The 21,947-nt window shown below is 51.5% G+C and carries 16 protein-coding genes and 3 tRNA genes; 8 read left to right on the forward strand and 11 right to left on the reverse strand.

Going from position 1 to position 21,947, the window contains the following annotated elements; genetic code table 11:
- Nucleotides 1–38: 38 nt before the first annotated feature.
- The 3 genes from L4C36_RS10745 to L4C36_RS10755 all read left to right on the forward strand — a co-directional run bounded on the left by L4C36_RS10745 (nt 39) and on the right by L4C36_RS10755 (nt 491).
- Nucleotides 39–115, forward strand: a tRNA-Pro gene (locus L4C36_RS10745).
- Nucleotides 116–155: 40 nt separating this feature from the next.
- Nucleotides 156–232 (forward strand) — tRNA-Pro (locus L4C36_RS10750).
- A gap of 182 nt (nt 233–414) precedes the next feature.
- A tRNA-Pro gene (locus tag L4C36_RS10755) sits at nt 415–491 on the forward strand.
- Nucleotides 492–1,077: 586 nt separating this feature from the next.
- Here L4C36_RS10755 and L4C36_RS10760 read toward each other — a convergent pair.
- From L4C36_RS10760 to L4C36_RS10770, 3 genes are all read right to left on the reverse strand, one after another.
- Entirely contained in the window at nt 1,078–1,959 is an 882-nt protein-coding gene (locus tag L4C36_RS10760) for a DMT family transporter (RefSeq protein ID WP_428477799.1), read from the reverse strand.
- Nucleotides 1,960–1,988: 29 nt separating this feature from the next.
- Complete coding sequence (locus tag L4C36_RS10765; protein ID WP_428477800.1) at nt 1,989–2,864, reverse strand: TraB/GumN family protein; 876 nt, start codon at nt 2,862–2,864, stop codon at nt 1,989–1,991.
- A gap of 212 nt (nt 2,865–3,076) precedes the next feature.
- Complete coding sequence (locus tag L4C36_RS10770) at nt 3,077–5,833, reverse strand: heavy metal translocating P-type ATPase (protein ID WP_428477801.1); 2,757 nt, start codon at nt 5,831–5,833, stop codon at nt 3,077–3,079.
- Nucleotides 5,834–6,020: 187 nt separating this feature from the next.
- Here L4C36_RS10770 and cueR point away from each other — a divergent pair, with 187 nt between their 5' ends.
- Nucleotides 6,021–6,416 carry a Cu(I)-responsive transcriptional regulator gene (gene cueR / locus L4C36_RS10775; RefSeq protein WP_428477802.1) on the forward strand — a complete coding sequence of 132 codons (396 nt, stop codon included), beginning with the start codon at nt 6,021–6,023 and terminating at the stop codon, nt 6,414–6,416.
- Between the two features lie 108 nt (nt 6,417–6,524).
- Here cueR and L4C36_RS10780 read toward each other — a convergent pair whose 3' ends face one another.
- The 3 genes from L4C36_RS10780 to tesA all read right to left on the reverse strand — a co-directional run bounded on the left by L4C36_RS10780 (nt 6,525) and on the right by tesA (nt 9,416).
- Nucleotides 6,525–7,379 carry a co-chaperone YbbN gene (locus tag L4C36_RS10780; RefSeq protein ID WP_428477803.1) on the reverse strand — a complete coding sequence of 285 codons (855 nt, stop codon included), beginning with the start codon at nt 7,377–7,379 and terminating at the stop codon, nt 6,525–6,527.
- A 552-nt stretch (nt 7,380–7,931) separates the two neighbouring features.
- On the reverse strand, nt 7,932–8,759 hold the full coding sequence (locus tag L4C36_RS10785) for an SDR family oxidoreductase (protein ID WP_428477804.1): 828 nt from the start codon (nt 8,757–8,759) through the stop codon (nt 7,932–7,934).
- Nucleotides 8,760–8,768: 9 nt separating this feature from the next.
- A complete protein-coding gene (gene tesA / locus L4C36_RS10790) occupies nt 8,769–9,416 on the reverse strand; it encodes a multifunctional acyl-CoA thioesterase I/protease I/lysophospholipase L1 (RefSeq protein ID WP_428477805.1) in 648 nt (215 codons plus the stop codon).
- Here tesA and L4C36_RS10795 point away from each other — a divergent pair.
- Together L4C36_RS10795 and L4C36_RS10800 are read left to right on the forward strand one after the other, a co-directional pair.
- Nucleotides 9,415–10,089, forward strand: coding sequence for an ABC transporter ATP-binding protein (locus L4C36_RS10795; RefSeq protein ID WP_428477806.1), 675 nt, complete (start codon nt 9,415–9,417; stop codon nt 10,087–10,089). The genes tesA and L4C36_RS10795 overlap by 2 nt on opposite strands.
- Nucleotides 10,086–12,629, forward strand: a complete 2,544-nt coding sequence (locus L4C36_RS10800) for an ABC transporter permease (protein WP_428477807.1) — start codon at nt 10,086–10,088, stop codon at nt 12,627–12,629. Before L4C36_RS10795 ends, L4C36_RS10800 begins: the two co-directional genes overlap by 4 nt.
- A gap of 114 nt (nt 12,630–12,743) precedes the next feature.
- Here L4C36_RS10800 and L4C36_RS10805 read toward each other — a convergent pair whose 3' ends face one another.
- The gene (locus L4C36_RS10805) at nt 12,744–13,655 is read right to left on the reverse strand and encodes a TIGR01777 family oxidoreductase (protein WP_428477808.1); all 912 of its coding nucleotides are present in this window, start codon (nt 13,653–13,655) and stop codon (nt 12,744–12,746) included.
- A gap of 287 nt (nt 13,656–13,942) precedes the next feature.
- On the opposite strand from L4C36_RS10805, the gene yfcE reads away from it, so the two are divergent.
- Nucleotides 13,943–14,494: a phosphodiesterase gene (gene yfcE / locus L4C36_RS10810; protein WP_428477809.1), complete on the forward strand. Its 552-nt coding sequence runs from the start codon at nt 13,943–13,945 to the stop codon at nt 14,492–14,494.
- A gap of 98 nt (nt 14,495–14,592) precedes the next feature.
- On the opposite strand, the gene L4C36_RS10815 is transcribed toward yfcE, so the two are convergent.
- Nucleotides 14,593–15,354 (reverse strand): sulfite exporter TauE/SafE family protein, encoded by a 762-nt coding sequence (locus tag L4C36_RS10815; RefSeq protein WP_428477810.1) that lies wholly within the window; start codon nt 15,352–15,354, stop codon nt 14,593–14,595.
- Nucleotides 15,355–15,688: 334 nt separating this feature from the next.
- Here L4C36_RS10815 and focA point away from each other — a divergent pair, with 334 nt between their 5' ends.
- The gene (gene focA / locus L4C36_RS10820) at nt 15,689–16,534 is read left to right on the forward strand and encodes a formate transporter FocA (protein WP_428477811.1); all 846 of its coding nucleotides are present in this window, start codon (nt 15,689–15,691) and stop codon (nt 16,532–16,534) included.
- Nucleotides 16,535–16,778: 244 nt separating this feature from the next.
- Here the strand turns inward: focA and L4C36_RS10825 are convergent, their stop codons facing one another.
- From L4C36_RS10825 to L4C36_RS10835, 3 genes are all read right to left on the reverse strand, one after another.
- Nucleotides 16,779–18,101, reverse strand: coding sequence for an anaerobic C4-dicarboxylate transporter (locus tag L4C36_RS10825; RefSeq protein ID WP_428477812.1), 1,323 nt, complete (start codon nt 18,099–18,101; stop codon nt 16,779–16,781).
- 311 nt (nt 18,102–18,412) lie between these two features.
- Complete coding sequence (gene pta / locus L4C36_RS10830) at nt 18,413–20,563, reverse strand: phosphate acetyltransferase (RefSeq protein WP_428477813.1); 2,151 nt, start codon at nt 20,561–20,563, stop codon at nt 18,413–18,415.
- Nucleotides 20,564–20,723: 160 nt separating this feature from the next.
- Nucleotides 20,724–21,920 (reverse strand): acetate kinase, encoded by a 1,197-nt coding sequence (locus tag L4C36_RS10835; protein ID WP_428477814.1) that lies wholly within the window; start codon nt 21,918–21,920, stop codon nt 20,724–20,726.
- Between the last annotated feature and the right edge of the window lie 27 nt (nt 21,921–21,947).

Here is a 21,947-nt window from a genome sequence, read left to right on the forward strand (position 1 = left end):
AATCAAACGTAGTGGTTTGAAAAAACCGTTATGTATGTCGGTGAATAGCGCAGCTTGGTAGCGCATCTGGTTTGGGACCAGAGGGTCGGGGGTTCGAATCCCTCTTCACCGACCACTATTTAAACRTAGTGGTTTGYAAAAACCGTTATGTATGTCGGTGAATAGCGCAGCTTGGTAGCGCATCTGGTTTGGGACCAGAGGGTCGGGGGTTCGAATCCCTCTTCACCGACCACTATTAAACATAGTGGTTTGYAAAACCGTTATGTATGTCGGTGAATAGCGCAGTTAGGAAGAGCATCTCTGCTTTTCGGTAACAGCGGACCAGAGGGTCGGGAGTTTCTTATTCCTTGAACTTCTTGGCCTCTTCAYCGACCACTATTAAACATAGTGGTTTGYAAAAACCGTTATGTATGTCGGTGAATAGCGCAGCTTGGTAGCGCATCTGGTTTGGGACCAGAGGGTCGGGGGTTCGAATCCCTCTTCACCGACCACTATTAGAAGCCTCAGTCGAAAGACTGGGGCTTTTTTACGTCTGTCGAAAGGGCGTTTGAAAACCGTTACGGATGTCGGTGAATAGCGTCGTTTGGTTGCGCATCTCTGATCGTGTGTAGAGGTGGACCAGAGGGTCAAGGGTTCCTGATTGATTCGGAGCATGGCCTCTTCTCCGAGCACAACCTTGAAAATACTATTGAAGCCCAGGCTGGGCGCCCCCGACAAAAGACTGGGGCTTTTTTACGTTTGTCAGAAAGTGGTTTGTGAAAAGCGTTATGTTTGTCGGTGAGTAGCGGAGTGTGGTTGCGCATCTCTGATCTTGGGTAGAGGCGGACCAGAGGGTCGGGGGGTCCTGATTTATTTCGAGCGCGGCCTCTTCACCGAACATACACCCAAATATTTAATCGAAGCCTCAGTCGAAAGACTGGGGCTTTTTTACATCTGTTATTTGCAAAAATCGTTATGTATGTCGGTGAGTTACGCCGTTTAGGATATATCCCTTATTCTCTGCCCACTTTTTACATGAAAGCCTCGTCAGAAATGACGAGGCTTTTTGCTTTCTGGGTGTTGGTGTTTACTGATTTATTACGCTTTTGGGCTTTGCCGCGACATCCACAAGGTGTGGCCAGCCAAGGTCACAACAATGATTGCCGCGCCCATCGCGACCTCTTTGGAAGGGGCATCGCCGAGAAACCACCAGACCAGTAATGGGCCGAAGAGGATTTCCAGCAGCAAGATCAAACTGGCTTCAGCCGCTGGCAGGTATTTGGGGCCAAGGGAGATCAGCAAGAGTGAAAATGGCACGACACCCGCACACAGTAAGACGGTGTAAAGGGCTTCGGAGGATGAGAGTGAAAAGGGTTGAGCGCCAGCCAATAGCGAAATGATTGCGGTAAAGCAGCCGGCGTAAATCAAAAAGACGTTTGCATATTGGGCTTTTGTCTTGCGGAGCATGATGAGATACACCGACATGGAAACGGCGGTGACCAGTGCGAAGGTATCTCCTTTTAATTCGGCAGGGCTGGCTTGACCGGCAAATACGAGCCAGATGCCGCCGACCGCGATAACAATGGCCAACATCGTCGCTTTATCTAATCGTTCTCCCAGCCAGAAAAACGCCAGAATGGCGGTGATCATCGGCGCGGTATTGGCGATGACCAAGGTACTGGTGACTTCGGTACTGTCGATGGAAAACACAAAGCAGATGGTGGAGGCAGAAAACAGCAGTGCGACCAGCAGGGTGCTGAGGGCCGGACGCAAACCATGCTTGATGATGACAGTGCGATCTTGGTGCCATTGCACGGTGAACAGCACGATGGCAGGCAACAGACCGCGCCAGAATATCAAGGTCCACTCGTGGCCATCAATGAGGCGCACGAGCAGGCTGTCGAAACTTAAAATCATGACCCCGAGTAGGGTGTAAACCCGTCCGCGTTGTCTATCGTCGAGTGTATCCAATAACGTCATGGTGGTGCTCGCTGTCTGATGGTCGCGTGTTATTTACAGTGAACGTTTGTGCCCTGAGTGAGCAAGGAAACGTCAAACCCTTGCTGTGCCAACAGAGCAGGCACGCCTTGCTTGCCGAACAGGTGCATGGCGCCGACGACGACAACAAAATTCCCGTGTTGATACGCGGGCGCATGGGTTAACTGTGTCGCCCAGTCGTGATTACGCTTCTTGATCAATACATCGTCGGTGTGCGCGTCATATTGGCTGTCATCGACTAACTCTAGCAGTTGTTGCTCATCACCGGCTTTCCAGGCCGCTAACAAGCAGTTGAGTTGCGATTGCATGTCATCCCATTCATTGATGGTGCTTAACAGTAAATCTTTACCGTGATCGTCCAGCGTTTCCAGCAGGCGAATTTGTTGCGCGAGGCTTTCGAGTTCCATTACCGGTAACTTCTGGGCTTTGGCGCGTTTAAGCAATGTGACATCAATGCCTTTGTCTGCGGAGAGGCCCGCTTGTGTCGCCATGGTCATTTGCAGGGTAATGGCACTGAGCCAAGGGGGTGATTGCAAGAGTGGCTCGCTGGGCAGGGAGAGCTTATTCGCCAGTGTGCTCAGGTTGTGTTGCTCTGCGGATGACAATAAGCGTTGTGTGGCGGGAATGGTGGGGTCGAGCGTCGGGGTGAACGGTTGCAGAATATCTGCTTCTACCACCAGCGCATCCGCCTGTTGCCAGCGTTGTAAAAACGCCGAGGGTAGCGGATAGAAATCGGCAGAGCCAACATGGATAGCCCCTAAAAAGGTAAAGTTGCGATCGCCTTTTTCGGCCAGCCAGACCATCGGCTCGGCGGCGGCGTGTGCAGAGAAAAAAGGCAGAAGCACGAAAGCGTGCGCGAATATTTTCTTGAGAAAAGAGAGAGACATAATCACCGTTTATACATGACGCGAAGACCATTCAGTCTTCAAGGTATAGCAGTCTGCGTTGTGATTCAATGCGTGAGGGGGTATGTACAGTACCTGTCCGGCCAGATAGCCGGACAGAACCGTAAAGTAGCGCTTACTTCCTGCTGTCAGGGTGTAACCAGAACCACCAGATAATAAGCCCAATCAGGAACAAGCCAAGAATTGCTGTCATGTTAGTCATCCTTCTGTGATGAACGTGTACGGCTGGGCGACGTAATGCCTGACGGGGTAAATAACCGTAGTCGATTTGCGTTACTCACCACCGTGATAGAAGACAGCGCCATTGCCGCGCCTGCGACCACTGGGCTCAGTAGCGCACCGGTAAATGGGAAAAGCACACCGGCAGCAATAGGGATCCCGAGGCTGTTATAAATAAAGGCCCCGAACAAATTCTGCTTCATGTTTTTCAAGGTGGCACGAGACAGTTGGATCGCATCGGCCACGCCATGTAACGAGTGACGCACCAAAGTCAGTTGCGCACTTTCAATGGCCACATCACTGCCACTGCCCATCGCAATGCCGACTTCTGCTTGTGCCAGTGCCGGCGCATCGTTGATGCCATCACCCACCATGGCGACTTTTTTTCCTAGTTGCTGCAAGCGCTGTACCTCGGCGGCTTTGCCATCCGGCAGTACCCCGGCAATGACTTGCGTGATCCCCGCTTGTTGAGCGATTGCCTTGGCGGTGGCTTCAATATCACCGGTCAGCATGACTACGTCCAGCCCCATGGCTTGCAGGCGTTCAATCGCCGCAATGGAGTCATGACGCAGTGGATCGCTGACCCCGAGGATCCCGGCTAACTGACCATCAATGGCGACATAAATCGGTGTGATCCCTTGATGACTGATGGTGTCAGCATCATCTGCGGATGCTGAAAAATCCACGCCGTGCTGTTCCAGCAAGCGTTTATTCCCCAATAACAGCGCATGGCCATCCACTTCCCCTGAGATCCCAAATCCCGGTGTGGCATGAAATTGCTCGACGGGTTGTAGGGGCAAATCTGCCGCTTTGGCGGCGTCGATAATTGCACGGCCTAACGGGTGCTCAGAGCCTTGTTCAAGGCTGGCGGTTAATTGCAGAACCTGCTCAGCGCTGAAGCCGTGGTAGTGCGTTTGAGTCACGAGCTGAGGCTTGCCTTCTGTCAGGGTGCCTGTCTTATCTAGCACGACCGTATCGACGTCTGCGGCCACTTGTAGCGCTTCTGCGTTACGAATTAATACCCCGTACTCTGCGGCGCGACCGATCCCCACGGTGACGGACATCGGGGTGGCGAGTCCTAATGCACACGGACAAGCAATGATCAGTACCGTGGTGGCGGTGACCAGCATGTAGCTGGACGATGGATCAGGCCCAAAGTAGTACCAAACCATGGCGGTCAGTACCGCAATGATCATCACGGTCGGGACGAAAATAGACGAAATAGTGTCTGCTAAACGCGCCAGCGCGGGCTTGCTGCTTTGCGCTTGGCGAACTAACTCAATGATCCGCGCGAGCATGGTATCGCGACCAATTTTTTCGGCCGTGAACAGCAGGGTACCGTGTTGGTTTATCGTCCCCGCATGCACGGTATCACCAGCCTGCTTGTTCGCGGGTAGCGGCTCACCGGTCAGCATCGATTCATCAATGTAGCTTTGCCCTTGCACAATGGTGCCATCCACCGGCACTTTGCTGCCGGGGTATAAACGAACTGACATGCCCGTTTGAACGTCAGCCAGTGGCACTTCGCGTTCTTCGCCGTTTTCCACAATGACGGCCGTAGGCGGCTGTAAATCCATAAGCTGCTCAAGGGCTTTTGAAGTACGACTGCGTGCACGGGCTTCTAACGCATGGCCCAAGGTGATCAAGCCTAAGATCATCGCGGAGGCTTCAAAGTACACGTGACGCGCTTGCATTGGCAGGAGATCCGGCGCAATGACCACCAACATGGAATAGAGCCACGCCGCGCCAGTGCCCAGAGCCACCAAGGTGTCCATGGTGGCACGGTGGTGCTTGAAGGCTTTCCAGGCATTCACAAAGAAATGGCGACCAATGGTCAGTAACAACACCAATGTCAGAATGCCAACCAGTCCCCAGCCGATTTGGCTGGCGGTGGAGGTGATCATCATGCTGCCGCCGAACACGCCCCACGCCATGAGCGGGATACCGACACCAAGGCCTATATAGGCATTACGCATGTGTTGGCGATAAATCTGGGCGTTTTGAACTTGTTGGCGTTCACGGCGGGTCTGTTCGTCTTCCGATAATTCGGCGCCATAGCCTGCCGCATCTACCGCATGAATAATGGCACTGGCATCCACCTCGCCGCTGACCAAGGCTGTGCGTTCAGCCAAGTTCACGTTGGCGGTATTCACACCGTCAACGGCACGGATCGCTTTTTCTACCGATGCCACACAACTGGCACAGGTCATGCCTGACAAAATAAACTGCTGGGTTTGCGTGCCCGATACGGCTTCCGATTGTTCCGTCGGCGGGGTGATGGCCTCTTTCGCTGCCTCGTCCTCGGCGTTCTCGATCGTATTTGGAGCGGCCACAGACGCATGCTCAGGCACATTTTCTGGTACGGAGAACCCCAGCGAGGTGATCACGGCAACCACTTCGGCCAGACTCAGGCGGGTGGTGATAGATAAATGGGTTGTCGTGGTATGAAAGTCCGTGACAGCGGAATTTGATTCCAGCACGGCGTTAACCTTGCCCACGCATTTGCCACAAGAAAGCCCCGCCAACGGCAATTCGTAATGAAAGCCTGCTTCATAGCCTAACTCTTCGATCGTGTTGATCGCGGTGTCGGGGGCGAGATCGCCGTGGATCACTGCGTGTTGTGTATCCACCGAAACGGACGTGACATCGGGTAACGCAGTCAGTGCTGCTTGGATTTTTCCGGCACAGTTCATACACCGTACCTTGCCTAATGAAAGGGTAAATTCAGCCATAATAGCGCCTCTATGCACAAAGCATGATAACGAAGATGGCTCATAATAAAGCTTCCATCAACTGGAAGGTCAATGTTTTTATCAATGTGGCCGTTGATTATTGCTAAAGGGTTGAGGTTCCGGCGTGAAGCACAAATAATAAAGAAAGTATCGGTTGTAACCTGCCGTGAAAGGCAAGGCGAGTTTTATGAATATCAGTGACATTGCACAACGCACCGGATTGACCGCCAAAACAATCCGTTTTTATGAAGAAAAAGGCATTATTTCTCCGCCAGACAGGGCGGCAAACGGTTATCGGCAGTACCATCAGCAACATGTGGATGAACTGCATTTGATCCGCCGCTCACGGCTGGTGGGATTCACGTTGGATGAGAGCCGAGAATTATTGGCCTTTTCCCGCGATCCACAGCGACGCAGTGCGGATGTGAAGCAAAAAGCGGAGCTGAAGCTGGTGGAAATTGATGAAAAAATCAATGAACTCTTGCAGATGAAGCAAACGCTGGAAGCATTAACGGCACAGTGCCCGGGTGATGAAGGGGCGAGTTGTCCCATTATTGAAGGCTTGTGCCAACACAAAAAATAGCGGTGTGGGCGATCACGTCTGTGCCGATTTTGTCACCGGCCGGGAACGGGCTTCCCGGCCGATGTATAGCGAGCCGAGTGGGGGCGGCTTGCTTTGCTTAATACCGTATTAGTACAGCAGTGAATACAGCTGACGACGGTATGTGCTTGCCAGTGCATTGCCTTGGCCTAACGCCGCGAGAATATCCATCATGGTTTTCTTCGCATTGCCGTCGGCAAAGTTCAGGTCTTTGCGTAGCAGGCCAATCAGTAGCTCCAGTGCTTCTTCCGCACGATCCACTTGGCTGTACTGTACGGCTAATTCAAATGCCAGCGTAAGGTTGGTTGGCTCTGCCGCCAATTTCTCTTCTAACAAGCGGATCTCAGGGGAATCTGCCGCTTGTTTGTGCAACTCTAACTTCGCCATTAATCCTTTGTATTTCGCATCCTGATCTTGCATTAAAACGGTGGCCAGAATGGCTTCCGCTTCGTCATACAGCTTGGTTTCAATCAGACATTCGGCCACGGCCAGTTTGACTACCGCGTGTTCACCAAAGGTCGCGGTGAGGGGACGTAGTAAGGTCAGGGCTTCGGTATATTGTTGATTTTCGACTTTCTCTAAGGCGTCTTTTAACGCGAGTTCGTCCTGACTTGGCAGGTATTTTTTGAGCATCTCACGCAGTGATTGTTCGGTTTGCGGACCGGCCATGCCATCAATAGGACGACCGTCTTTAAACAGGGCGATTGTTGGCAAGCTTTGTACGCCAAATTGACCCGCAACCATCGGTTGTGCTTCACAGTTCAGGGTTGCCATCGTCAGCATGCCCGGGTATGACGCCACGATGTTTTCAAGCAGATGATTGATTTCCCGGGTTTCTGGCATGGATGGCGCCCAGAAGCTGATCACCACGGGCGTTTGCATTGATTGCTCAATGACCTGTTGAAGGTTTTGTTCGTTCAGTTCGATAGCAAGTGGCTCGTACATGGATTTATCTTCACTCCCTGCGCAGTGGTCGTGGATGGAATAGGAAACCGATATAGACAATGCCTAAAGGTCAGTATTATCACTAGTTATGGGGGGAGACGTGCAGGATTTCAAGGTATCTGTGATGAGGAAGGTGTGAACGGTATCAGGAAATAAAAAAGGAGAGCACGTGCTCTCCTTTTTTATTGAAACGTCAACATTAATGCGAGTGTCACGCAGACACAGAGAAGATTAATTTGGCGCAATGTCATGACTACACCTTATTTTGTTTTGTTAATGTTTTTATTGTTCAGGGGGCAAGTGAACGCAGGGTAGGGACCGCTTTCAGCTTACCTGATTAAGATAACCTTGGTATGTGACACTAATATGACGTTTCTTTGTTTTTTCGGGGAATTTCTTACAGGGTGAAATCAACGCGCTGTTTTTGCTAATTAGACGTGGTGATATGCTGTCTTTTTGATCGTGAACTTCTGTGTTTATTGTTAATTAATAGCCAGTTATGTAAAAGCCAGCACAATGGCTGGCTTGATTGAAAAATAGACACGCTGTGAGTTAGGTACTTTTTTTCAGCAGTTTATCGAGCCATTGCGTAGGGAGAATGCGGCGTAAGAAGCCAAACAGGTAAGTAGGCTGCGTCACATAGTATCGCGGGGCCGGATGGGCACTGTTGATGATCGCTTGTAATGGTTTAAATACGGCCTCGGGGCCTAGCGTAAACGCATTGGACGGGGTGTCTTTGCCCAGCCGAGACAAGGTCTGCAGATAGTTGTCGTGATGGCGTGAGGTGTTGATATCGATGTACTGCTCAAAGCGGGCTTTTGCATTGGCGCGAAATTGGCTTTCAATCGGCCCAGGTTCGATCAGGCTGACATGAATGGGGGTATCTGACAGCTCTAAGCGCAGGGTATCGGTATAGCCTTCAAGGGCAAACTTACTGGCGTTATACGCGCCGCGGTAGCGCATCGCGACCAGTCCCAGTACTGAGCTGTTTTGCACAATCTTGCCATGGCCTTGTTTGAGCATCAGGGGGATTACGGCTTTAGTGAGGTGGTGCCAACCAAAAAAGTTGCTGTTGAATTGCTGACGCAGTGCGTCGGTCGGCAAATCTTCCAATGCGCCGGGTTGCCCGTAAGCGGCATTGTTGAACAACACATCCAGTCGTCCGCCAGTCAGGATCAGTGCGTCAGCTAAGCCTTGCTCAATGGAGGTTTCATCATCCATATCAAGCTGCACACAGAGCAAGCCTTCGTCTTGTAAGCGCGCGACATCCTCGGGTTGACGGCAACTGGCCACCACCACATAGCCCGCCTTGTGAAGCGCATGGGCACAATAGTAGCCGATCCCGGTACTGCAACCTGTCAGTAAAAGCGTGGTGGTCATGGTGTATTCCTAGGGTAAGTCAGACGGTGCGCTGGCAGCGCGTGATTGAACATGGGATGACAGGTGCGGCGCCATTTCTGTCGCCATGAATTGGGCAATCCACGGTTGTGCATCTGCTTTCGGGTGCAGGCCGTCTTCCATCATCCATTCTTGGCGAAGAATGATGTGTTCAAGGAAGAAGGGCAGCAGCGGGACTGACATCTCGTCACTCACGTCTTGAAACACATTGGCAAAGTGGGCGCTATAGCGTTTGCCGTAATTTGGCGGTACAACTATCTGCATCAGCAAGGGTTTGGCCCCTGCCGCGTTGATCTGAGTGATCATGTTGGCCAGATTATTGCGTATAGTTGAGGGAGGAAACCCGCGCAAGCCATCATTGGCACCGAGCTCGATCATCACATAATCCGGTTGATGGGTCGTGAGCAGGGCGGGAAGGCGAGCCAGCCCGTTACCGGTGGTATCACCCGAAATACTGGCGTTGATCACCGTTACTGTGTGTCCTTTTTTTTGCAGCTGCGCTGGCAGCAAGCTTGGCCAGCTCTGTTCTGCGGCCATGCGATAACCGGCACTGAGGCTATCGCCCAATACCACAAGGGTCGCTGCAACACTTTGCGACGAAAAGATCACAAAAAGCATTACTGAAAGGAATCGTATCATGTCTACATCCGTGATTAAGGCGGTCTCTGTATCCAAACAGGTGACGACAGCATCGTCGTCACTGACCATTCTGCAGGATGTTTCGCTTGAGGTCGAGCAGGGCGAAGCGATTGCGTTGGTTGGTGTCTCAGGGGCGGGCAAATCGACCCTGATGACGTTACTGGCCGGGCTCGATACCCCCTCGCAAGGACGCATTGAATTATTGGGGCAATGTATTTCCAGCATGGATGACGAAGCCCGTGCAGCACTGCGCAGTGCCTCTATTGGTTTTGTATTCCAGAGTTTCTTATTGATCCCTTCGCTCTCCGCGTTGGAAAACGTGTTGTTGCCCGCCCTGATCAAGGGGGAGGTGGCCGATGAAGCACGGGCACACGCGTTATTGGCCCAAGTGGGGTTAGCGGGGCGAGAAAGCCATTTACCGTCTCAATTATCCGGCGGGGAGCAACAGCGGGTTGCGTTGGCGCGTGCTTTCATGACTCGTCCCCATATTTTGTTTGCCGACGAGCCCACGGGAAACCTTGATCAGCATACCGCAGCCACCGTGATTGAATTGCTGTTTGCTTTAAATCGCGATCATGGTACCACTTTGGTATTGGTGACCCACGATCCGCAATTGGCACAACGCTGTGACCGCACATTGACCCTTGAGGGTGGGAGCATGGTGGCCGCATGACCGAGATCAGTACCCCGACCGACTCGCCCCGACCGGTTTATCGTGGGTTATTAACCAAGTGGAGTTGGCGTGAATTGTGGCAAGGACAGCTATGGCCTGTGGCCGTCGCCTTGACCTTGATTATTGCCTGTGTGTTTGCCTTGAGCGCGTTGGTAATGCGGGTTGAAGCGGTCATGGTTGATCAGGGCCGGTCGATGATTGCCGCTGATCGGGTCTTTCGATCGGCTAACCCGTTACCGCCTGATTTGCTGACCCAAGCACAGCAGCAAGGCCTGCAAACTTCGGTCCAAACCCGTTTTGGCACCATGGCCTTCAGTGATAACGCCATGCAGTTGGTGAGCGTGAAAAGTGTCGACAGTGCTTTTCCGCTGCGGGGTGAATTGACCTTGCGAACGGCGAACGGGGTGCGCCATCAGGTGCAACCTGGTGAGTTATGGTTGGCGGCGCGGTTGTTTGATCTGCTGCAGGTGAAGGTGGGCGATACGCTGGCCATCGGGGATGCGGATTTAGTCATCAGCGGCGAGATCGTGCAAGAGCCTGAACTGTCGTTTAACCCTTTCAGTCAAATGCCTGCGGTGTTGATCCATGCCGATGACTTAGCCCACACCGGCGCCATTCAGCCGGGCAGTCGGGTGCAATATCGGGCGTACTTTAAAGGGGATGAGGCACAATTAACCGCCTTGCAGGAGACGGTGCCATTGGCTGCCGGTGATCGCTGGCTGAGTGAAACCACGCAGGGGCGCACTGGGGATATTCTGGAAAAATCCCGCCAATATTTATCATTAACCCTTATCTTGGTCATCATGATGGCGACCGCCACCTTGGTGCTGACATGTTTGCACTATGTGTCGACGCGGCGTGAAACCGTCGCCATGATGAAAAGTTTGGGGGCCAGTCGCCGTTGGTTGTGGTTGTGGTTATCGCGACAATTGGTGATGTTGTTTGCGTTGGCGGCCGTGGCGGGTGGTGCCATTGGCAGTGGGTTAGAGTATTTATTGCGCTTGCCATTGGGCGAGATCTTGCCACAAGCGCTGCCTAGCGTGGGGATCACGCCGTTTGTAGTCAGTGTGCTGGTGGCCTTACTCGTGGCGTTGCCCGCCATGGGGATCGCGTTGTGGCAGTTGGTGGAAGCGCCCGCCATTGCCGTAATGCAGCCGCAAGTGGCGGTGCCATTGAATCCGCGCCGGTATTTGTTGTTATTGTTTCCTATTACCGCCGCACTGTGGTGGTTTGGGGACAATGGCCTGATGTGGGTGACGCTGGCGGGCTTGGCAGTGCTTATGGGCGTGCTGGGATTACTCGGTGTCATGGTGGTAGCGTTACTGAAACGGGGGCGTTGGGGGGCGTCGATGCAGCTCGCATTGAGTCGGATCAGCCGTAGTCCTTTCGCCACAGGCGCACAGTTAGCCGCACTGACCTGTTCGTTGATGTTACTGACAGTGATTTGGCTGTTGCGCAGTGATTTACTCTCTGATTGGCAGCAAACCTTGCCTAGCGATGCGCCGAACGTGTTTGCGCTAAATATCAGCCCAGACCAACAGGCCGATTACCTTGCGGCGTTGGATACCCATGCGGTCATGCGTTCTGACGGGTATCCGGTGATCCGCGGGCGGATCACCCATATCAATGATGACGCTTTACTACCTTCTTCATCGCCTTCAACTGCAGCAGACAAAGCGTCCGACACACAGAATATGAACAGTGGACAGGAGGCTGAACGCGTAAAAGAGACGACGAAGGCTGAGGCGCCAGAGGTCAGAGACGAGTCACTGCGGCGTGAGTTGAACTTTACCTGGCGGGAAACCTTACCGGTGCACAACACGACAGTGGCCGGTACATGGGGACAAGCGGGCGGGGTGTCAGTGGAAAGCGGTATTGCGGACCGGTTGGGGATCCAACTCGGTGATCAGCTGACGTTTAGTGTCAATAGTCAGGTTTTTTCTGCCAACGTGACACACCTTCGTGATGTGGAATGGCGCAATATGCGGCCGAATTTCTACTTCATTTTCACGCCGGATGTCATGGCAACGTTGCCTGCCACCTGGCTGGTGAGTTTCCGCATTGAAGCCGGACAGGAAGCGCTGATTAACCAACTTGGTCGTGATTTCCCGACGGTGAGTTTGCTTGACTTGCGCACCATGGCGACCCGTATTCAGGGCATTATGCAGCAAATTTCCCTCTCACTCTCGGTGCTTGCAGGGCTGGGGGTTGTGAGTGGGCTGTTGTTAGTCATGACATTGTTACGACTGAGTATGGCGCAGCGTAAAATGGAAATTAAGCTTTATCGGACCTTGGGGGCAAGCCGAAAGCGGATCACAGCAACGGTGTGGGGTGAATACGGCCTTATGGCCTTAATTGCGGGGATCATGGCTGCGATTGGAGCTGAATCGGTGGTGGCTGCGTTAGTGACATGGGGGTTTGAATTACCCGTGACGGCGCATCCGTGGGTGTGGGTCGGCGTGCCATTGCTTTCCCTGTTGCTGGTGGTGATCATTATCCGCTCTATGTTGCGACAGCTGTTGTTGCCGTTGCAACGATAGGTGGCAACGTATAAAGCTTGATGCAAAAGATAAAAACGGCGGTGTGCTAACTGTTGAAAGACGGTGAACATCGCCGCTTTTGCTTTTGTTTTTTATTGATTGGGAATTGCCTGTTCAAGCGTGGCGCAGAATATCTTGTAGCGCTTCGTTGATCTCACGGTGCTGGAATATGTAGCCGGCGGCTTCCAGTTTGGCAGGAATCGCATTTTGCCCTTCCAGCAACAGGGATGCCGCCTCACCGAGTGCTAACTTCAGGACAAACGGCGGGGTAAACAATAGGTGTGGACGGTGCAGCGAGTGTGCCAGTGCTTTGCTGAACGCTTTATTCGTCACGGGCTCAGGTGCAGTCAGGTTAAATGCGCCGTTGGCCGTGGGGGTATGCAAAAGAAAGACGATGGCATTGACCATATCATCCAAATGGATCCACGGGGTGTACTGTTTGCCGTTACCGATTGGCCCCCCCATTCCGAGTTGATACGGCAGGAGCATTTTGGCCAGTGCACCGCCATGACGGCCGAGCACAATGCCAGTACGCAGCAGACACACGCGGGTTGCGTCACTGGTGGCTTCTCCGGCAATTTTCTCCCAGCGTTGACACACATGGTGAGCAAAGTTGTGGGTAGACACATGCTGTTCAATGACAAAGTCTTCATCGATCACCGTGTCATGCTGGTCGCCATAAATACCGACCGCCGAGCCACTGATAAACGTGTGCGGCGGTTGGGTGCCGGCTTGCATTTTATCGACCAGTTGTTGAGTGATCCCCCAACGGCTGCGACAAATGGTGTCTTTTTGCCGTGCTGTCCAGCGTTTATTGATGATGGGCTCGCCCGCGAGATTGATCACCGCGTCGAAGTCATCCAAGTTGTCAAATTGATCCAAACTTGTGATGGCGTTGACTTGTTCGCCCAGCGATAAGCTGGCGTTGGCCGGATCGCGGCTTAATACCGTGATGTCATGGTCACGAAGTTGATGAATGAGCGCAGAGCCAATAAAGCCGGTACCGCCAGTCACTAATAGTTTCATCCTGTTCCCCTCAATACTGCTGACTTCCTCATGTGGCCTCGACGGGGTGTTTACCGTGTGTCACGCTGAGGTACTTGGCTATATACGAGTATAGCCAAGGGATCGATTGACGAAATCATAACGCATTGTGAAAAAAGTGCTTATACCTCAGTGTGGTAAAGTGGGAGGTGAGACCGATGCTGGCTACCGATTTGCAGAGCGGTGGGCAGTGAATCATAGGCAGCGTGGCATTGTGTCAGGCTTCCGTGTACGATGCGCGTATCTTGATTGACTACTGTAAGACTGACATGAAACTGTTTTTTGCTTCCGATATTCATGGTTGTGCCGAGAGTACACGTCGCACGCTGGCTGCGTTTGAACAAAGTGGTGCGGATCATTTGATCCTGCTGGGTGATACGTTAAATCACGGCCCGCGTAATGCCTTACCTGCCGGTTATGCCCCCGTTGATGTGGCTGAATTGCTGAACCAGTATGCGGAAAATATCACAGCGGTACGCGGTAATTGCGACAGCGATGTCGATCAGATGCTGCTTGATTTCCCGATGATGGCGGACTACAACCTGGTACTGCTGCCGAACGGTCGACGTCTGTTTTTGACTCATGGGCATTTGTACAACAGTGATAAGCACCCGCGCTTGCGTGCGGGAGACGTGATTGTGTCCGGCCATACACACATTCCGGTTGCGGAACAGAAAGGCGAGTATTACGCGTTTAACCCAGGGTCGGTGACGATCCCGCGTGGTGACGGTAAAGCCAGTTACGGCCTGCTTGAAGACAACACACTGAACGTGGTGACGTTTGACGGTGATGTACTGTGTTCGGTTAACTTACCGGCGTAAGTGTCAGACAGTCGCCACACAATGTTGTAAGAGGCGAGCGATGCTCGCCTTTTTTATGCCTGTTGCTCGCTCGTGATGGGAGATGCCGGCCGCGAAACTTAGACCCCGATCAGAAGCTTGACTCCAATCAGCAAGGTCAGCACTTCGAAGCAGCGTTTGATCACCGTATTACTTTTTTGTGTCGCCCAATGCGCGCCTAAATAACCGCCACATAATGAGCCTAACAACAATACCGGGATCCATGGCCAGTAGATCTCCGCGCCTGCGGCATACATTGCCGCTGCCCCAATACCGTTCCAGAACAGTCCGACACTGACCAGTGTCAGCGCGACGGCTTGCTTGTAATCAAACCCAAACCAACGCACTAAAAACAGCGTTACAAACAGCCCTGTGCCTGCCGTTAGCGAACCATTGAGAAGACCAATGGCTGCCAATCCGATGCCACCCAACAGTAATCCGGCCGTATTGCGGTGACGGGGAATAGCCGTTTGGCCGAGAGATTGTTTGCACACGGAATAGATCCCCAACCCTAAAATCATCCCCCCCAGTAATGCTTCCGCAATGCGACTGGGCACGAATAAAATCACATTGGCGCCAACAATGACGCCCAACATGCCCGCTGCAATGACATAGCTTGTCAGGCGCCAATCTAAGCTGCCAGTACGGATGTGTTTGATTGCGGCGCCTAATCCTAATGCGACGCTGGCCACTTTATGTGTCGCAAGGGCTATAGTAAAAGGCAGGCCGAGGAAGATAAGTAACGGAAATTGCAACAGCCCAGCGCCACCGCCGGATAACGATGCCAAGGTGTTGGCAACCAGAGAACCAAAGAAAAGCCCGAGTGCGCTGAGTATATCCATATACTGTCCGGTGAGTACAAAATGCCAACGGAGGGCATTACCTTAGCGTAAAAAGACGACAGTCGGCTAGGGTGGTTTTCATCGGTTGAATGCACCGACTAAGACTTGTGTCACAAAAAGCAATGTTGTGTGGCAATTTTTTATCAATGACGTTTGTTTCGTGTTAGTAAAATGTTTTTGAAAAATGACGTGTTTTGTTGATTCGGTATTTCCGAGGTTTTACCTCGAATATCTCGAGTTTATGCTTTGGCAGAGCCTTGAATTTTCTCTGGATAAGGTTCACTATCCGGCCTCCTCATTTTTATGTCTCAATTTGTGTTAGGTATCAACGATTATGCATCAGAATCAATTTGATTCTTTATTACCCCCTCAAATGGCGGAAAAAGCGGCAGAGGTAGGTGTAAGTAAGGCCACCAAAGATCCCATGAAATCGCTCCTCTTGGCCATCACCGCGGGTATGCATATTGGTATCGCCTTTGTGTTCTATACCACGGTGACGACCGGTGCCGGTGATATGGCTTGGGGTATGTCACGCTTTATTGGTGGTTTGGCGTTCAGCTTGGGTTTGATCCTTGTGGTGATCACGGGCGGTGAGTTGTTCACCAGTTCAGTATTGACCTTGGTGGCACGTGCCAGTGGCAAAATCAGCTGGAAAAGCCTGTGGGCACATTGGGGTATTGTCTATATCGGTAACCTGATTGGCGCCTTGTTGCTGGTGGGTTTGATGTTGATGACCAAGCAGTACATGTCAGGTGATGGCGCGGTGGGTATTAATGCGATGAAAATCGCCCAGCACAAATTGCACCACGAATTTCTTCAGGCCGTTGCGCTAGGCATTATGTGTAACGTCTTGGTGTGTGTCGCAGTATGGATGACGTTCAGTGGCCGTACACTGACAGATAAGATTTTAGTGATGATCCTGCCGGTAGCGATGTTCGTATCTTCAGGCTTCGAGCACTGCATTGCGAATATGTTCCAAGTGCCAATGGCGATCGGTATCAAAGCGTTGGCCAGCCCAGAATTCTGGCAGATGAGCGGCATGAATCCGGCGGATTTTGCTGATCTCACCCTGAGTAACTTTGTGATCAATAACCTTATCCCAGTGACCCTCGGTAACATTATCGGTGGCGGTATCTTTGTGGGTATGGGCTATTGGATGATTTATTTGCGTGGTAAGTAAATCGACAATCGGTGTGTAAAAGACGGTGGGCAGTAGTGTGCTAGCGACTGACTGCCATCTTTTGATGACCCTGTTTTGATTGTTCGGTTTTATCACTGCGTTCTACGTTTACTGACTGTATTTTGTTAGTACTATTATTTAAAGATTTGAGTCTTTCTTCTCGCCGCTGCCTTTGTGCAGCGGCTTTTTTATGCGTGTAATGTCAGATAACTGCGCCGGTGTGGCGCAGTCTGAGTGAGAGGGATCAGTTCACCATCATTGAAATGGTGTAACCCAGTACCGTGGCGACACCGACGCCGATGAAGCCCGGGATCATGAAGCTGTGGTTAAGCACATACTTACCGATCGCCGTGGTGCCGGAGCGGTCAAAGCTGATCGCCGCCAAGTCACTTGGGTAGAACGGGAAGAAGAAGTACGCGTAACACGCTGGGATCACCCCGATCAGTACCGCCGGATCGATACCCAGCGCAAAGCCCAATGGCAACATGATGGTCAGTACCGCCGCTTGGCTCTTCAGGAAGGCAGACACAAAGAACATGGCAAAGGCAAACGACCACGGGTAGATGTTCACCATGCCGCTGACCAATTCCACCAAGTACGGTTTATGGTGACCAATGATGGTGTCACTGAGCCACGCGATACCAAAGATGGTGATCACCGCGCTCATACCGGCAATAAACACGTTACTGCTGACAATTTTCTTCGGTGAAATGTTGGTCGCCAACAAGATCACCGCACCCACAGACAGCATCAGGAACTGGATCGCTACCGACATGCCCACGCCTTTTGGCAGCAATTGTTTGCTGAACAGGGCGATGATGATGACCGACAGAATACCCAGCAGGAACACTGCCAAGCCTTTGGTCGCGGTACGCTGTTGAGCCGCTTCTTCTTCTGCAGAGGTTTCTTGTTCTACATCAATCAGGCTGTTGCGGAAGGTCTCATCTTGCAGACGTGCTTGAAATTCTGGGTCTTTATCCAGATCTTTACCGCGTTTTAGGCTCCATAAACAGCCCATCAACAAGCCACCTAAGGTGGCCGGAATCGTCACGATTAACACATCAATCAGGTTAATATCGATGTTATTGCTCATGGCTGTGGCCATCACAACAGCGGCCGCAGCGGCAATCGGACTGGCGGTGATACCCATTTGTGAGGCGACGGTGGCCATCGCCATTGGGCGCTCTGGACGGATCCCTTTCTTGTACGCCACATCATAAATGACCGGCAATAGCGGGTACACAGAGTGACCAGTACCGACCAACACGGTGAGGGTGTAGGTACACAGTGGGCCTAAGAACACCACATGTTCTGGGTGTTTACGCAGCAAACGCTCGGCGTGCTTCACCATCAGTTTTAGGCCACCGGTCGCTTCCAGTGTGGCTGACGCGGCCACCACCGCAAGGATGATCAGCATCACACCGACAGGTGGTTTCCCTGGGGCAATATCAAAGACAAACGTCATGACCGACACGCCAAGGCCACCAAGCAGACCAAAGGCGATACCGCCATAACGAATACCGATCAAAATGACCGTCAACAGCATTAACAGATGGATCCAGAACATGATTATCCTCCTTGAGAAGAGTGTTTATAAACAAAAAAGTAAAATGGATGAAATCAATACTGTTTTGGTTATAAAGCATATCATGCTGAGAAATTGCTGGTTACGTTCAAAAAATACAATTAATTAACGTTTTCGCAAAATCATTGAGAAGGGAATGTGAAGGGGGTCAGAAGTGTGCTTGAGTGTGATGTAACAAAATTTCACGCAACAGATGGGGCGTTGCGTGATTTTTGCACTGTGCGTTTGAAAAGCATAAAAAAACGCCCCCGCAAAAGCGGAGGCGTTTTTATTCAACGGCTAAGTAATCGAAATTACTTAGCGTCTTCCGCTTGTTTTGCCTGAATCGCAGTCAGTGCAACGGTGTAAACGATATCGTCTACCAGTGCGCCACGAGAAAGGTCGTTCACCGGCTTACGCATGCCCTGAAGCATTGGACCGATAGAAACAAGGTCAGCTGAACGCTGTACCGCTTTGTACGTCGTGTTACCTGTGTTTAGGTCAGGGAATACGAATACGGTCGCTTTACCTGCAACTGGAGAGTTAGGTGCTTTAGAAGCCGCCACGTTTTCCATGATTGCAGCATCGTACTGAAGTGGACCATCGATGATCAGATCAGGACGCTTAGCTTGCGCTAGCTTGGTCGCTTCACGTACTTTATCAACGTCTGCACCCTTACCAGATTCACCGGTAGAGTAAGAGATCATTGCAACACGTGGTTCGATACCGAATGCTTTCGCAGAGTCAGCAGACTGGATAGCGATTTCTGCAAGCTGCTCAGCCGTTGGATCTGGGTTGATCGCACAGTCACCGTAAACCAATACTTGGTCTGGCAGTAGCATGAAGAATACAGATGATACGATAGACGCATCAGGTGCTGTCTTGATGATCTGGAACGGCGGAACGATCGTGTTCGCAGTCGTGTGAACCGCACCTGAAACCAGGCCGTCAACTTCGTTGTTTTCTAGCATCATGGTGCCTAGGAAAACAGAATCTTGAAGTTTTTCACGTGCAACAACGTCAGTCATGCCTTTCGCGCCACGAAGCTCAACAAGGCGAGCAACGTAGTTTTCACGCACTTCATCAGAGTTGATGATCGTTACGCCAGCACCTAGCACCACGCCTTGCTGCTCAGCAACACGACGGATTTCTTCTGGGTTACCAAGAAGCACACATTCCGCGATACCGCGCTCAGCACAGATAGCCGCAGCTTTTACTGTACGTGGCTCGTCACCTTCAGGAAGAACGATACGCTTAGCCGCTTTACGTGCAAGTTCAGTTAGTTCGTAACGGAATGCAGGAGGGCTTAGACGACGCTCTTTAGTCGAACCTTCAGTTAGCGATTCAATCCACTGGCCATCAATGTGGCTAGCCATGTACTCGTTAACCATTTCAACGCGTTCTTTATCGTCTGCTGGTACTTCTAGGCTGAAGCTCTGAAGGTTCAGAGACGTCTGCCAAGTGTTACCTTGTGCGGTCATAACAGGTAGGCCTGTTTCAAACGCACGCTCACAAAGATCAAGAACAGGCTTAGGTAGCTCGTAACCGCCAGTTAGCAGTAGGGCACCGATTTCTACGCCGTTCATTGCTGCAAGACATGCCGCAACGATAACGTCAGGACGGTCAGCAGACGTCACAAGTAGAGAACCTGGACGGAAGTGTTCAACCATGTGTGGGATAGAGCGTGCACAGAACGTGATGCTCTTGATGCGACGTGTCGCCACATCACCGTGGTTGATGATTTCAGCGTTTAGGTGCTTAGCAATGTCCGTAGAACGGGTTGCGATCAGCTCTGCGCTCCAAGGTGCACAACCTAGTACACGGATAGGGCTAGAGTTGAATACCTGCATCACTTCAACATGAGAAGGTACAGTACCTTCTGCATCATCAAAGATTTCAGACAGATCAGGACGTGTACGGCCTTCAGCATCAACAGGTGCGTTTAGTTTGTTAACGATAACGCCTGAAATTTGCTTGTTCTTAGTACCGCCGAAGTTAGAACATGCTACTTCGATACGTTCTTTAAGTTGTGCTGCGTTGTCAGTACCAGGCGCAACAACGAAGACGATTTCCGCATCTAGCGTTTTCGCGATTTCGTAGTTGATCTGGTTTGCAAACGGGTGCTTACGCGTAGGTACTAGACCTTCGATTAGCGCCACTTCTGCATTTGCAGTCGCTTCTTTGAAACGTGCAACGATGTCTTCTAGTAGAACATCGCTCTTATCGTTACGGATAAGTTCTTCAGCACATGCCATTGAGAAAGGTTCTGCCACTTTCATGTCACTGTTAGCAGTGATGATAGTGGTTGTCAGATCCGGTTGCTCGCCACCGTGACGTGGTTGAGCAATAGGCTTGAAGAAAGAAACGCGAACACCTTTGCGCTCCATGGCGCGAAGTACGCCAAGGCTTACGCTGGTAAGACCAACACCGGCGCCAACCGGAATAAGCATAATAGTACGGGACACTGTGAATTCCTCAACTATTGAACATACAGTGCTGTTTAATAAAGGTAGTGATACCGTTATTGAACAACACCTCAAAAGCGATGCATGGTTGAGCCAATAAAATGGTCACCATGAAAAAACGGCCGGCCGAAGCCAGCCGTTGAACAACATTTATCGTTGATTAGATTTCAGCTAGTAGGGCTGTATCTTCTGCGATAACAAGTTCTTCGTTCGTTGAAACAACCATTGCAGGAACACGGCTGTTTGCCGTCGTGATCATGCCTTCGCCGCCGAAGCGTGCTTTTAGGTTTGCTTCGCTATCAACTTCAACACCTAGGATAGCTAGACGGTTAAGTACCATCTCACGGATAGGTGCAGAGTTCTCACCGATACCGCCGGTGAAAGTGATTGCGTCTAGACGACCTTCTAGCGTAGCAGTGTAGCCCGCTACGTACTTAGCTAGACGGTGGCAGAACACGTCCATTGCACGTGTTGCTTCTTCTTTCTGGCCGTAGTTGTCTTCAACGAAACGACAGTCAGAAGTCACTTCAGTCAGACCCTGTAGGCCAGACTCTTTAGTTAGCATGTTGTTGATTTGCTCAACAGAGTAACCTAGTGCGTCGTGTAGGTGGAAGATGATCGCAGGATCGATATCGCCACAACGCGTACCCATTACTAGGCCTTCAAGCGGCGTTAGACCCATAGACGTGTCTACAGATTGACCGTTCTTGATTGCACAAACAGATGCGCCGTTACCTAGGTGACAGTTGATGATGTTAACTTCTTCAACTGGCTTGTTCAGTAGGCCTGCAACTTCACGCGTGATGAACAGGTGAGAAGTACCGTGCATGCCGTAGCGACGGATGCCGTGGTCTTTGTATAGGCTGTACGGAAGTGCGTATAGGAACGCTTCTTCAGGCATAGTCTGGTGGAACGCAGTATCGAATACAGCAACGTTTTTCAGTGCTGGGAATGCAGTTTGTGCTGCTTTGATACCGATTAGGTGTGCAGGGTTGTGAAGCGGTGCAAATGTTGCAGCGTCTTCGATACCTTTAAGCACTTCATCAGTGATCAGTGCAGATTTAGTGAACTGCTCGCCACCGTGAACGATACGGTGACCGATCGCGCCTAGGTTTTCTGATAGTTCTGGCTTAGACGCAAGAATTGAGTCAACCATGAACGCAAGTGCTTCTTCGTGAGCCGCGCCGTTGCCAAGCTGTGCTTCGTGCTTGCCATCAAGTTTCCACTTGATACGTGCTTCTGGAAGGTGCAGACATTCTGCAAGACCTGTCAGGTGCTCTTCACCTGTTACTGCGTCAACAACGGCGAACTTAAGAGAAGAACTACCGCAGTTAAGAACTAAAACCAGCTTAGACATGAGTGACTACCTATAATCTGTCTGAAA

Source organism: Photobacterium japonica, from assembly GCF_050337005.1.
In the GTDB taxonomy this organism is placed as follows: Bacteria; Pseudomonadota; Gammaproteobacteria; order Enterobacterales; family Vibrionaceae; genus Photobacterium; species Photobacterium japonica.